Origin of the sequence: Mesorhizobium sp. M7A.F.Ca.CA.003.01.2.1 (genome assembly GCF_003998945.1) — a bacterium.
GTDB lineage: Bacteria > Pseudomonadota > Alphaproteobacteria > Rhizobiales > Rhizobiaceae > Mesorhizobium > Mesorhizobium ciceri.
Genome location: NZ_RZRA01000045.1, coordinates 1 through 12,146, shown reverse-complemented (window position 1 = coordinate 12,146; position 12,146 = coordinate 1). Strand labels below are relative to the sequence as shown.

12 protein-coding genes are annotated in these 12,146 nt (G+C 63.6%); 7 read left to right on the top strand and 5 right to left on the bottom strand.

The features are described from left to right. Positions 1-174: 174 nt before the first annotated feature. Together ubiA and EN969_RS03925 are read right to left on the bottom strand one after the other, a co-directional pair. On the bottom strand, positions 175-1,158 hold the full coding sequence (ubiA, locus tag EN969_RS03930) for a 4-hydroxybenzoate octaprenyltransferase (protein WP_063170187.1): 984 nt from the start codon (positions 1,156-1,158) through the stop codon (positions 175-177). A 68-nt stretch (positions 1,159-1,226) separates the two neighbouring features. Further along, positions 1,227-2,138: a LysR family transcriptional regulator gene (locus tag EN969_RS03925; protein ID WP_063167661.1), complete on the bottom strand. Its 912-nt coding sequence runs from the start codon at positions 2,136-2,138 to the stop codon at positions 1,227-1,229. An 89-nt stretch (positions 2,139-2,227) separates the two neighbouring features. Here EN969_RS03925 and EN969_RS03920 point away from each other — a divergent pair, with 89 nt between their 5' ends. Together EN969_RS03920 and purD are read left to right on the top strand one after the other, a co-directional pair. Continuing rightward, on the top strand, positions 2,228-3,043 hold the full coding sequence (locus EN969_RS03920; RefSeq protein WP_013532814.1) for a phytanoyl-CoA dioxygenase family protein: 816 nt from the start codon (positions 2,228-2,230) through the stop codon (positions 3,041-3,043). 301 nt (positions 3,044-3,344) lie between these two features. Beyond that, complete coding sequence (purD, locus tag EN969_RS03915; protein ID WP_063170188.1) at positions 3,345-4,622, top strand: phosphoribosylamine--glycine ligase; 1,278 nt, start codon at positions 3,345-3,347, stop codon at positions 4,620-4,622. A gap of 13 nt (positions 4,623-4,635) precedes the next feature. Here the strand turns inward: purD and EN969_RS03910 are convergent, their stop codons facing one another. Beyond that, entirely contained in the window at positions 4,636-5,745 is a 1,110-nt protein-coding gene (locus tag EN969_RS03910) for a glycoside hydrolase family 25 protein (RefSeq protein WP_032809930.1), read from the bottom strand. 246 nt (positions 5,746-5,991) lie between these two features. Continuing rightward, complete coding sequence (locus EN969_RS03905; RefSeq protein ID WP_013532811.1) at positions 5,992-6,210, bottom strand: hypothetical protein; 219 nt, start codon at positions 6,208-6,210, stop codon at positions 5,992-5,994. Between the two features lie 214 nt (positions 6,211-6,424). Here EN969_RS03905 and EN969_RS03900 point away from each other — a divergent pair, with 214 nt between their 5' ends. Both EN969_RS03900 and EN969_RS03895 read left to right on the top strand, forming a co-directional pair. Beyond that, positions 6,425-8,194 (top strand): acyl-CoA dehydrogenase, encoded by a 1,770-nt coding sequence (locus EN969_RS03900; RefSeq protein ID WP_063167662.1) that lies wholly within the window; start codon positions 6,425-6,427, stop codon positions 8,192-8,194. Between the two features lie 19 nt (positions 8,195-8,213). Next, positions 8,214-8,966 carry a crotonase/enoyl-CoA hydratase family protein gene (locus tag EN969_RS03895; RefSeq protein ID WP_063167663.1) on the top strand — a complete coding sequence of 251 codons (753 nt, stop codon included), beginning with the start codon at positions 8,214-8,216 and terminating at the stop codon, positions 8,964-8,966. 9 nt (positions 8,967-8,975) lie between these two features. Here the strand turns inward: EN969_RS03895 and pdxH are convergent, their stop codons facing one another. After that, a complete protein-coding gene (gene pdxH / locus EN969_RS03890; protein ID WP_063167664.1) occupies positions 8,976-9,593 on the bottom strand; it encodes a pyridoxamine 5'-phosphate oxidase in 618 nt (205 codons plus the stop codon). Positions 9,594-9,665: 72 nt separating this feature from the next. Here pdxH and EN969_RS03885 point away from each other — a divergent pair, with 72 nt between their 5' ends. The 3 genes from EN969_RS03885 to fabI all read left to right on the top strand — a co-directional run bounded on the left by EN969_RS03885 (position 9,666) and on the right by fabI (position 12,082). Beyond that, a complete protein-coding gene (locus EN969_RS03885) occupies positions 9,666-10,127 on the top strand; it encodes an RT0821/Lpp0805 family surface protein (RefSeq protein ID WP_013532805.1) in 462 nt (153 codons plus the stop codon). A gap of 100 nt (positions 10,128-10,227) precedes the next feature. Then, entirely contained in the window at positions 10,228-11,157 is a 930-nt protein-coding gene (locus tag EN969_RS03880) for a J domain-containing protein (protein ID WP_063167665.1), read from the top strand. A gap of 106 nt (positions 11,158-11,263) precedes the next feature. Beyond that, positions 11,264-12,082 (top strand): enoyl-ACP reductase FabI, encoded by an 819-nt coding sequence (gene fabI, locus EN969_RS03875; protein ID WP_063167666.1) that lies wholly within the window; start codon positions 11,264-11,266, stop codon positions 12,080-12,082. Positions 12,083-12,146 lie beyond the last annotated feature (64 nt).

Here is a 12,146-nt window from a genome sequence, read left to right as displayed (position 1 = left end):
GGAGTAGGAAGGTTCTTCCTTCTCCCCCTGTGGGAGAAGGTGGCCGAGCGAAGCTCGGTCGGATGAGGGGTGTTCCAGCTTGGCAACGCCGGCACTCCGTCCAGCACCCCTCAACCGTCTTGGCGCTGCGCGCCAATCCACCTTCTCCCACAAGGGGAGAAGGGAAAAAGCCCGCTAAACCAGCGGCTTCAGAGCCACCCACACAGCGCCGCCGATCAGGCCGAGGAAGATCAGCCAGCCGACCTGGTTGTTCGACCTGAACAGGCGCAGGCATTGGTCCGGATTGTCGATGTCCAACACGGCGATCTGCCGCGCCATATGGGTGCCGGCGGCGATCAGCCCGGCCAGCGCCACCACCGGCGCCTGCGCCGACGCGAAGGCGATGGCGAAGCAGATCAGCGCGCCGCCATAAAGTCCGGCCAGCCAGGCCTTGGTGTTGTCGCCGAACAGGCGTGCCGTCGAGCGCACGCCGACAATGGCGTCATCTTCCTTGTCCTGGTGCGCGTAGATCGTGTCGTAGCCGATCACCCACAGGATCGAGCCGATATAGAGCATGACAGCAGGCCCATCGAGATCGCCGAACTCGACCGCCCATCCCATCAGCGCGCCCCAGGAAAAAGCAAGGCCGAGCACCAGTTGCGGCCAGTTGGTTATCCGCTTCATGAACGGATATATGGCGATGACCGCCAGTGAGCAGATGCCGAGCAGGACGGCAAAGCTGTTGAACTGGATGAGCACGACGAGGCCGACCAGGGCCTGCAGGACGAGAAACAGCCATGCCCGCCGGCGCGTCGCCTTGCCTGACGGCAGCGGTCGCGAGCGCGTGCGCTCCACCTGGTTGTCGATGTCCTCGTCGACGAGGTCGTTGTAGGTGCAGCCGGCGCCGCGCATGGCGATGGCCCCGACCAGGAACAGCACAAGATACAAAGGCGCCGGCAGCAGTGAGAGCAGCGGGTCGCCGGGACGCGGATAGGCGCTTGCCGCCAAGGCCGCCGACCACCAGCACGGCCACAGCAGCAGTTGCCAGCCTATCGGCCTGTCCCACCGCGCAAGCTGCGCATAGGGCCATATCGAGCGCGGCAGCACGCGGTAGACCCAATGGCCGTTCGGCGCATCGGCGACACGGCCCTGGGCCGCTTTCGACTGGATGGTTTCCATGCCCATGGAGTGGCAGCAGCGGCGGAAACCGTCAAGCGGCAAGCGGAGACGCGGCGCCCGTCAGCCTTTCACGAGGCAAAGATGTCGCGGGTGGCGAACCAGTCCTTGGCCACCTCGACGAAGGCCAGCGCTGCATTCGACACACGCTGATGCGTGTCATAGGTAAGCAGGATCCGCTGCATGGGCAGCGGATCCGACAGCGGCTTGCAGATGAGCGGCAGCCCGTCATAGCTGCGGTCGCCATGCGGGCGGGTGTAGCTGACCGCAACGCCGAAGCCGTTGGCGACCATGCTCCGTTGCAGTTCGAACGAGCTTGTCGTCATGTCGGCCACAGGCGAAAGGCCGCGGCTGCGGAACAGGTCGAGCATATGCTGCCAGCTGTGCGGCTGGTCGGTGGTGATCAGCGGATAGGCGGCCAGATCGGCAAGGCTGACCGACGGGCGATCCGCCAGGGCATGGCCTGCCGGCAACAGCGCGTGCGGGCGAAGTTCACGCAGCAGGATGCGGGCGAAATGCGTCGGCAGGCTGAGATCATAAGTCAGGCCGAGATCGATGGCCGCGTCACCCAGCCGTCGACCCAGCGTCTCGAACGTCTCGTCGCGAACGACGATCTTGACGGCCGGATAGCGTTCGGAGAAGGCGCGGATCAAAGCCGGCGCGAAGAAAGGCGCCAGATCCTCGAAGCATCCCAACACCAACTCGCCGCTGACAGCCGATTTGCTTGAACCCAGGCCGATGAGTTCCTCCGTTTCGGTGAGAACCTGCCTTGCCTTGGCCACGACGGCGCGGCCGAACGATGTCGGCGACACGCCGCTTCCCCGCTGGCGGACGAACAGTTTCTGGCCGAAATTCTTTTCGACCGCGTCGATGGCCACCGAGATCGACGGCTGAGAGACGTTCAGCATCCTTGCCGCGCCGGTGACGCTGCCGTGACGCGCCACGGCAACCAGATAGCGCAGCTGCGTGAAAGTCACACTCATAGAGGCACTCTATATGTCAGATCGATAGTTATTATTTTACCGAATGAATAGATGTTGCGATAGTGGCTTTATTCCAAGAGGAGAACGCCATGGCTTCCCGGACTGCCACCCTCGACGCCACCAGGATCGGCGCGTCCACGATTGCCGACTATCAGCGTGACGGCGCTGTTTGCATTCGCGGCGCCTTCAAGGGCTGGGTCGACACGATTGCCGCCGGCATCGAACGCAACATGCAGAACCGCAGCGCCACCGCATCCGACATAGCCAACGGTCGCGGTAGTTTCTTCGATGACTACTGCAACTGGGAGCGCATCCCCGAATTCGTCAGCCTGGTACGGGACTCACCCGCCGCCGAACTGGCGGCGGCGGTGATGCAGTCGCGCACCGCGCAGTTCTTCCATGATCATGTGCTGGTGAAGGAACCCGGCACGCAGAAGCCGACGCCCTGGCATCAGGACATCCCCTACTATTTCGTCGATGGCCAACAGACGGTGAGCTTCTGGATACCCATCGACCCGGTGAAAGAGGCGACGCTGCGGCTGATCGCCGGCTCGCACAAATGGGACAAGATGATCCTGCCGGTGCGCTGGCTCGACGATAGCAATTTCTATGCCGGCGAGGGCGACTATCTGCCGGTGCCCGATCCCGACAAGGACCCTTCGATGAAGGTGCTCGAATGGGAAATGGAGCCGGGCGACGCCATCCTGTTCGACTTCAGGACCGCGCATGGCGCGCGTGGCAATATGACCGCGGCGCGGCGCCGGGCGCTGTCGCTGCGCTGGGTCGGTGACGATGCGCGCTATGTCGAGCGGCCGGGCCGCACCTCGCCGCCCTATCATGGCCACGGCATGCAGCCGGGCGAGAGGCTGCGCGAGGACTGGTTTCCGGTGGTTTTCTCCGCCTAGCGAATCGCCAGAAAATTGGCGGCGGTATCCGCCGCCAATTTTCTGCGGGGATAACGTTCCCGTGCGCAATTGCGATCTAAACACCCTGATGCCTTGACCCGTCGCCCGGAGAGCAATAGCGGGTCTCCAAGAGACTGTTTCGAAATTCGCTCTGGCGAGTCATATGGTGGTGGTTTCGAGAACCGCAGCGGAGCGGACATTTGGTCCGTGAGCTCAGTTCTACTGCACGCAGTAGAACGGGAAGCGCAGAAAACGCCATCAGATGGCCGCCAGAGCAGAATTTCGGCATCAAGAGGTGGCCATGAACGTTCTTCTTCTGGGCTCCGGCGGCCGCGAACATGCGCTCGCCTGGAAGATCGCCGCGTCGCCGCTGCTGACGAAGCTTTATGCCGCCCCCGGCAATCCGGGCATTGGCGGCGAGGCCGAACTGGTCAAGCTCGACATCGCCGATCACGCCGCGGTCACCGCATTCTGCCGGGAGAAAAAAATCGACCTCGTCGTGGTCGGTCCGGAAGGCCCGCTGGTCGCCGGTATTGCCGACGATCTGCGCGCCGAAAATATCCGCGTCTTCGGTCCCTCCAAGGCAGCGGCACAGCTGGAAGGCTCGAAAGGTTTCACCAAGGACCTCTGCGCCCGCTACAACATCCCGACCGCCGCCTATGGCCGTTTCAGTGACCTGGCCTCGGCCAGGGCCTATGTCGAAAAGACCGGGGCGCCGATCGTCATCAAGGCCGACGGGCTCGCTGCCGGCAAGGGCGTCACCGTCGCCATGACGCTCAGTGAAGCACAGGCAGCCCTCGATGCCTGCTTCGATGGTTCCTTCGGCGCCGCCGGCGCGGAAGTTGTGGTCGAGGAATTCATGACCGGCGAGGAGGCGAGCTTCTTCTGTCTTTGCGACGGTACCACCGCACTGCCCTTCGGCACCGCGCAGGATCACAAGCGCGTCGGCGACGGCGACACCGGTCCGAACACTGGCGGCATGGGGGCCTATTCGCCGGCACCGGTGATGACGCCGGAACTGGTCGAGCGCACCATGCGTGAGATCATCGAGCCGACCATGCGCGGCATGGCCGAACTGGGCGCGCCTTTCTCCGGCGTGCTGTTTGCCGGGCTGATGATCACCGACAAGGGGCCGAAGCTGATCGAATACAACACCCGCTTCGGCGATCCGGAATGCCAGGTGCTGATGATGCGGCTGAAGGATGATCTGCTGGTCCTGCTCAACGCGGCAACCGACGGCCAGTTGGCACATACTTCGGTGCGCTGGCGCGACGAGGCGGCATTGACCGTGGTGATGGCGGCGAGAGGCTATCCCGGCACGCCGGAAAAAGGCTCGGTCATCCGCGGCGTCGAAGACGCGGCAAGCGACGGCGTCCAGGTCTTCCACGCCGGCACCGCCATCAATGGCGGCGCGCTGGTGGCCAATGGCGGCCGCGTCCTCAACGTGACGGCATCAGGCGCCACGGTCGGCGAGGCGCAGAAACGAGCCTATGCCGCGCTCGACCGCATCGACTGGCCGGACGGGTTCAGCCGCCGCGATATCGGCTGGCAGGCGGTGGCGCGCGAACAGGGAACCTGAAGTCCGCGTTGGCTTACCGCTGGCCGCGGTCGAGTTCGGTCGAAGCGGTGCTGAGCGGATCGGCAGCGGCAAACGCAGCGTCGAGTTGTGCGGGCGAACGCCGCTCGGTCCGCTTCCAGGCGACATATTGGACAATGCCGAAACTCGGTCTCCGGGGCACCGTCTTCACGACCGGCATGCGGAAGCCGTCGCGGAAACGGGACCAGCGTGTGCCCAACGCTGCGACCATGTCCTCGAAAGTCGGCGGCGCGGCCACAGACGCATAGGTGATGGTGACATTGCCGGCGAGGCCGGCCTCGCGTGAAACCGGCAGCGGTATGGAGGCGAGATAGTCCGGCGGCACGTCGATAAGCCCGCCGAACGGCCATTGCGCGCGCAGCGTGGCGGCGTCGGTCGGCGCGACATTGACGTCTATGTCGTTAGGCGTGCCGGCAACCCTGTAAGGGCAGCGGAAACGGCCGCAATTGGCTTGCGCCGAAAACTGCCACAGTGCGTAGCCTTGCCAGTTGCCCATCGGAAAATGCACGTCGATGTCGGACTTATAGCGGGCATACCAGAGCGGCAGCCGCGACAGGAGCCGGTATCGGTAGCTGTTGTCGGCAATGTACTGGGCGGTCTTGCCGTTGGTGTACAGCACCGGGAAACGGCCGATGCGCCGATGCACCTGGCGGACGAACTCCTCGGCATCGTCGAGCGACATCCATTGCGAGGGATCATTGCCCTCAATGTCGAGAGCCATGAGATCGTCGGGCGCAGGCTCGGCGAAATCGAGGAAATTGTTGGCCTGTTCGACCGGATTGCCCGGGCGGGCAAGGTGATAGGCGCCCCATTTCAGGCCGAGTGCCTTGGCCACCACCCGGCGCGTCTGGAACAGTTCGCGCGTCACCGCATGGCGTTTCCACAGCGCCTTGCAAAGCTTCACCTCAATGTCGTTGCCCAGGCAGAAATAGGGCGGCGGCATGCCGTCGGAGGCCTTGTTGATGAAGCCGACGACCCGCTTGTCGGTGGCGAGTTGGGCCCAACCGATGGAATTGTATTCGTAGGCATCGACCACCAAAGCGCGGTCGGCGTTCTTCCAGGGTTCGGAAAAATCCGAAGCCTTTGCCGCCGTGGACAGCGCCATCGTCGCCGCCAAGGCGAGAAGCGCCAGCGCATGTCGCCCAAAAGTGTGCAGCGGTTTTGGGGCAACGACATGCGGAGGAAACAATGGCTTGAAGGGCGTCGGCACGACACTCTTCAAGCGGCGAAGGAGACGCGCCGTCCTTTTCAAAACAGGGAATCCCCGTTGATCAAAGACAAATCCTGAACGGCTATGGTTAAGGAAGTACTTTCGGGGCTGACTTCAGAAAAGCTGGCGACGCATCAGCTGCTAGAATTCAAACGGGTCCGGAGCCGGCTCTTGCCGCAGCGTGCCCTCGGCGGCGCGTTTGCGGTGGTGGGCGAGTGAGCATTGCGGCGAGCATAATATGCCGCGATCCGACCAGTAGGCGGCCCCGTGGTCCAGTCTGCCGCCATGGTAGCAGAACCCCTCCGCTCGATAGGGCAGGCCGCATTCGATGCAGCGATAGGCGTCGGGTCTGGCAAGCATGGGCTGTTCCGGTTGGCTGGTTCTGATCCGTCGCCGGTCGACTTGATCCGGCATGGATTGAACTTAATACGCGCCGCCGCGATTGCAAAATCCGCGTGACAAAATTTGACGTTTACGTAAAAAGAAGATGGGAGAGCGCTGATACGGCGGGTGGTTTTGCAGCGGCGCTGGCTCTAGGGTCGGCAGGACCGATGCATCGGAAGGAGTAAGCGGCATGTATAGGGCACCGGTCGAGGATATCGCCTTCACGCTCAAGCACGTCGCCGGCATGAAATCGGCGCTCGATGCCGGCAGGTTCGGCGATCTCGGCGATGACCTGGTCGATGCCGTTCTTGGCGAGGCCGGCCGCTTCGCCACTGAAGAGGTCGCACCGCTCTACACGATCGGCGATCGGCAAGGTGCCGTGCTGAAGGACGCTGCCGTCACCACACCACCCGGCTGGAAGGAACTCTATCGCCGCTGGATCGATGGCGGCTGGAACGCGCTCTCCGGGCCTGAGGAATATGGCGGCCAGGCGCTGCCGACCATGCTTGGCGTTGCCGCGCTCGAAATGTGGAACTCCGCCGCCATGGCCTTCGGCATCGGCCCGACGCTGACCATGGGCGCTGTCGAAGCGCTCGACAAACACGCCTCCACAGACCTCAAGGCAAAGTATCTCGGAAAGCTCGTCTCCGGCGAGTGGATGGGCACGATGAACCTGACCGAGCCGCAAGCCGGTTCGGACCTCGCCGCCTTGCGCGCCCGCGCGGAGCCGGTGGGTGACGGCAGCTACCGCATCTTCGGCCAGAAAATCTTCATCACCTATGGCGAGCACGATTTCACCGACAACATCATCCATCTGGTGCTGGCGCGGCTACCGGATGCGCCGGCCGGCACGCGCGGCATATCGCTGTTCCTGGTGCCGAAAATCCTGGTCGGCGACGATGGCGCGCTCGGCGCGCGCAACGATGTCTTCTGTTCCGGACTTGAGCACAAGCTCGGCATCCACGCCTCGCCGACCTGCACCATGATCTATGGCGATGGTTTCCAGGGCGCCAAGCCCGGCGCTATCGGCTGGCTGATCGGCGAGGAGAACAAGGGCCTCGCCTGCATGTTCACGATGATGAACAATGCGCGGCTTTGTGTCGGCATGCAGGGGGTAGCGGTCGCGGAAGCCGCAACGCAGAAGGCGATCGCCTATGCCAATGAACGCCGGCAGGGCAAGGCCGCGAGCTACACTGGCACGGGTATGGCGCCGATCGTCCATCACCCCGATGTCCAGCGTAACCTGCTGACCATGAAGGCGCTGACCCAAACCGCGCGCGCCATCAGCTATTCCTGTGCCCACGCCATCGACATGGCCGGTGTCTCCGCCGGTGACGAGGCGGCCCACTGGCGCGACCGCGCCAATCTGCTGACGCCGCTGGCAAAGGCGTTCTCGACCGATATCGGCGTCGAGGTTGCCTCACTCGGCCTCCAGGTTCATGGCGGCATGGGCTTCATCGAGGAGACGGGAGCGGCCGCCTTCTATCGTGATTCGCGCATCGCCCCGATCTACGAGGGCACCAACGGCATTCAGGCGATCGATCTGGTGATGCGCAAGCTGCCGCTCGGCGGCGGCGACCATGTGCATGGTTATATCGCCGAACTGGCTGATATGGCCGCAGCGGTGCGGACCTCGAACCTGCAGGGTTTCGGCCGCACCGCCGACGCTCTCGACGCGGCACTTGGCGATCTCAGCGAAGCGACCCGCTTCCTGCAGAAACTGGCGGCCGAAGGCCGGGCGGACGAGGCGCTGGCGGGTGCGACGCCCTATCTCAGGCTGATCTCGCTTGCCGCCGGCGGCGCCTATCTGGCGCGCGGCGCTCTTGCCGACCAAGGCCGTATTCCCCTTTGCCGCTTCTTCGCCGAAAACCTGCTCGGCGAGGTCAGCGCTTTGCGGGCGCGCGTCATCGATGGCGCCGAAAGCCTCGCCGCTGCCGGAAAAACGCTGATTTCCGCCTGACGTTCACAAGGAAAGAACCGTGACAGACCATATCCTCGTCGAGCGCCAGGGCGCCATCCAGATCATCCGCATGAACCGGCCGGACAAGAAGAACGCGCTGACGCGCGCCATGTATGCGAAAATGTCAAAAAGCCTGGCAGAAGGCGACGCCGACCCGGAGATCCGCGTCCATGTCTTTCTCGGCGTGCCCGGCGCCTTCTCCTCAGGCAACGACCTTGCCGACTTCATGATCATCGCCACCGGTGGTGACGGCGGCACCGAAGTCTGGGACTTCCTGATGGCGCTGGCCAGGGTCGAAAAACCCATGGTCTCCGGCGTCGACGGCATCGCGGTCGGCATCGGCACGACGCTCAACCTGCATTGCGACCTGACCTTCGCCACGCCGCGCACCGTGTTCAGGACGCCTTTCGTCGACCTTGGCCTGGTGCCCGAGGCGGGGTCGAGCCTCTTGGCGCCGCGCATCCTCGGGCAGCAGGGTGCCTTCGCGCTGCTCGGCCTCGGCGAGGGCTTTTCGGCTGAACGGGCGAAGGCCGCCGGCCTGATCTACGAGGTGGTCGAGGAAGCAGCACTGGAGGCCTCGGTGCTGGCGGCCGCCGGCCAGATCGCGGCCAAGCCGCCGCAGGCGTTGAAGATCGCGCGCGACCTGATGCGCGGCTCGCGCGACGACCTCGTCGCCCGCATCGGCGAGGAAAGCGAGCATTTTCGCGAGCGCCTGAAGTCCGATGAGGCGCGCGCCGCGCTCACCGCGTTCATGACGAGAAAGAAGGCCTGAGCCTCTTCTTCAGGGATAAAGCCTCGTCTTGTCCCAGGCGCCTTTCGCGTTGCGGCTGAAGACGAGCCGGTCGTGCAGGCGGAACGGCCTGTCGTGCCAGAACTCGATTGTCGTGGGCACGATTCGGAAGCCGGACCAGTGCTTTGGCCGCGGGATCTCGCCGATCGGGTAGCGTGCCGTGTATTCGGCCACTGCCTTCTCCAGCGCAAAGCGGCTTTCCAGCGGCCGCGATTGTTTCGAGGCCCATGCGCCGATGCGGCTGCCGCGCGGCCGTGTCGCATAGTAGGCGTCGGCTTCGGCGTCGCTGACGATCTCCACCGGTCCGCGAATGCGTACCTGGCGGCGCAGTGATTTCCAATGGAAACACATCGCCGCCTTCATGCTGCCAAGAATCTCCTGGCCCTTGGCGCTCTCGAAATTCGTGTAGAAGACAAACCCGCTTTCATCGAACCCCTTGAGCAAAACCATGCGCACATCCGGCATGCCGTCGGCATCGACGGTCGCCAGAGCCACGCCGTTGGGGTCGTTCGGCTCGCTTTTCGTGGCGTCGTCCAGCCATGCGGCAAACAGGCGAAACGGCTCGGCAGCCTCGGTAAAGTCACCGCTTGTTAACTCAGTGTCACTCATAGTTTTTCTCAAATTGTCACGAAGATTCTTACAAAGCCAAGATTCTTAACGAAGCAAGGGGGAGGCTGCCGATTGTCGCTTATCGCGCAAGCTTTTGACAGCAGGCAATGGAGCGTTATCGCTTCGGCCAGCGCGAAAGCCGCGATCGTGGCGGTCGCCTTGCCGCTTGCCGCTTGTGGCGCCGGCGGCTTCAGCCTGGAAAAAGCCGAAGTCGACCGCTCGATCCTGACCAGCAGCACATCGGCCTCGGCCGCGCCGGCCAGTCTGGATCGCGACTCCGACCAGACGACGATCGGCAATGCAGTCTCCTCGGCCGACATCGAGCAGCTCGGCGGGCAGGCCGTCCCATGGGCCAATGCCGGTACCGGCTCGCGCGGTTCCATCACCGATCTGGCGGAATTGAAGGACAACGGCCAGACCTGCCGCCGCTTCAAGGCCTCGCGCGAAAGCTTTGACGGCGTTGCCATGTTCGAAGGCGAACTGTGCCTGGCCAGCGCCGGCGGCTGGCGCATGCAGGACTTCAAGGCGCTCTGATTTTCCGCGTCTGATATGCGGCTCCAGCACTGGAATTTCTTCCTATGGGAGCGCATATAAGAGGCAACCAGAGACTCAACTCTTCTCCAGGGCAGTAAGCATGCGCGACCCCTATGAGGTGCTGGGCGTTGCCAGGAACGCATCGGCCAAAGACATAAAGTCGGCGTACCGGAAACTCGCCAAAAAGCATCATCCGGACCAGAATCCGAATGATCCAAAGGCGAAGGACCGTTTCGCCGCAGCCAACCAGGCCTACGAGATCGTCGGCGACGAAAAGAATCGCGCCGCTTTCGATCGCGGCGAGATCGACGCTGACGGCAAGCCGCGATTCCAGGGCTTTGAGGGCGCTGCCGGTGGCGGCGATCCGTTTGGCGGCTTTCGCCGGCAGCAAGGTCCGGGCGGCTCGCGGTTCGAATTCCGCTCCGGTCGACCCGGTGGCGATCCGTTCGACGGCAACAGCGACATCTTCAGCCAGATTTTTGGCGACACTTTTTCCGGCGCGCGCGGTCCCGGCATGGGCGATCGCCGCCAGCAGACGACCGCTGCCGATCTGAACGTGACGCTCGACGTCACCATCGAGGAAGCGGCGACCGCTGAAAAGGTGACGGCGATGTTCCCCGACGGCCGCAAGGTGGCGGTCAAGCTGCCGGCCTATGTCGAGGATGGCCAGACCATCCGCCTCAAGGGTCAAGGCGAGCAGGGGCCGGGCCAGCCAGGCGACGCGCTGGTCAAGATCCATCTGCGCCGGCATCCACGCTACCGCATCGAAGGCCGCGACCTGCACGCCGATCTGCCGGTGATGCTGGCGGATGCCGTGCTCGGCGCCAAGGTGCCTGTCGAGACGCCGACCGGCAGGCTCGCGGTCAACATTCCGGCCTGGTCGAGCTCCGACAAGGTCCTGCGGCTGAAGGGCAGAGGCCTGCCGGAAAAGGCCGGCGGTCACGGCGATCTCTACGCTCATGTGCGTATCATGCTGCCGGAAGGCGGTGACAGCGCGCTCGAAGCGCTGTTGCGCAGCCAAAAAGGCTGATCGGCGGCTTTTGTCCCCTGAACTGTCCGTTTTGAGCGCTTGAAGGGGCTCTGTGCCTGTGCGATAGGGCAACCCACAAAGCTGAAATCTTGCGGAGAGCGCTCACATGGCGGGTGGACAGGGCCTAATGGCCGGCAAGCGCGGCCTCATTCTTGGCGTCGCCAACAATAGGTCGATCGCTTATGGCATTGCCAAGGCCTGCGTCGATCATGGCGCCGAGATAGCGCTGACCTATCAGGGCGAGGCGTTCAAGAAGCGTGTCGAGCCGCTGGCGGCGGAACTGGGCGCCTTTGTCGCCGGCCATTGCGACGTCACCGATCCGGCGAGCCTGGATGAGGTTTTCGCCAATGTCGCCAGACATTGGGGCAAGCTTGATTTCCTCGTCCACGCCATTGCCTTCTCCGACAAGGATGAGCTGACTGGCCGCTATGTCGAGACGTCACGCGACAATTTCCTGCGCACAATGGACATTTCGGTCTATTCCTTCACCACCATCGCCAAGCGCGCCGAGGCGCTGATGACCGATGGCGGCTCACTGCTGACGCTGACCTACTACGGCGCCGAAAAGGTGATGCCGCACTACAACGTCATGGGTGTCGCCAAGGCGGCGCTCGAGGCCAGCGTGCGCTACCTGGCGGTCGATCTCGGCGCCAAGAAGATCCGCGTCAACGCCATTTCGGCCGGCCCGATCAAGACCCTTGCCGCTTCCGGCATCGGCGATTTCCGCTACATCCTGAAGTGGAACGAGTACAATTCGCCGCTGAAGCAGACGGTGACGCAGGAGGAAGTCGGCGATTCCGGCGTCTATTTCCTGTCCGATCTGTCGCGCGGCGTCACCGGTGAAGTGCACCACGTCGATTCGGGCTACCACGTCGTCGGCATGAAGGCGGTCGACGCGCCTGATATTTCGACGGTCAAGGACTAGCACCCCCCAACCGTCGTCCGTCCCGATCCGCACCGGAAGACCTGATGTACCCGCTGGTTTATAT

Bases quoted from the DNA above. Each gene is read 5' to 3' on its own strand.
- ubiA (WP_063170187.1), bottom strand. From the start codon at position 1,158: ATGGAAACCATCCAGTCGAAAGCGGCCCAGGGCCGTGTCGCCGATGCG.
- EN969_RS03925 (WP_063167661.1), bottom strand. From the start codon at position 2,138: ATGAGTGTGACTTTCACGCAGCTGCGCTATCTGGTTGCCGTGGCGCGT.
- EN969_RS03920 (WP_013532814.1), top strand. From the start codon at position 2,228: ATGGCTTCCCGGACTGCCACCCTCGACGCCACCAGGATCGGCGCGTCC.
- purD (WP_063170188.1), top strand. From the start codon at position 3,345: ATGAACGTTCTTCTTCTGGGCTCCGGCGGCCGCGAACATGCGCTCGCC.
- EN969_RS03910 (WP_032809930.1), bottom strand. From the start codon at position 5,745: ATGGCGCTGTCCACGGCGGCAAAGGCTTCGGATTTTTCCGAACCCTGG.
- EN969_RS03905 (WP_013532811.1), bottom strand. From the start codon at position 6,210: ATGCTTGCCAGACCCGACGCCTATCGCTGCATCGAATGCGGCCTGCCC.
- EN969_RS03900 (WP_063167662.1), top strand. From the start codon at position 6,425: ATGTATAGGGCACCGGTCGAGGATATCGCCTTCACGCTCAAGCACGTC.
- pdxH (WP_063167664.1), bottom strand. From the start codon at position 9,593: ATGAGTGACACTGAGTTAACAAGCGGTGACTTTACCGAGGCTGCCGAG.
- EN969_RS03880 (WP_063167665.1), top strand. From the start codon at position 10,228: ATGCGCGACCCCTATGAGGTGCTGGGCGTTGCCAGGAACGCATCGGCC.
- fabI (WP_063167666.1), top strand. From the start codon at position 11,264: ATGGCGGGTGGACAGGGCCTAATGGCCGGCAAGCGCGGCCTCATTCTT.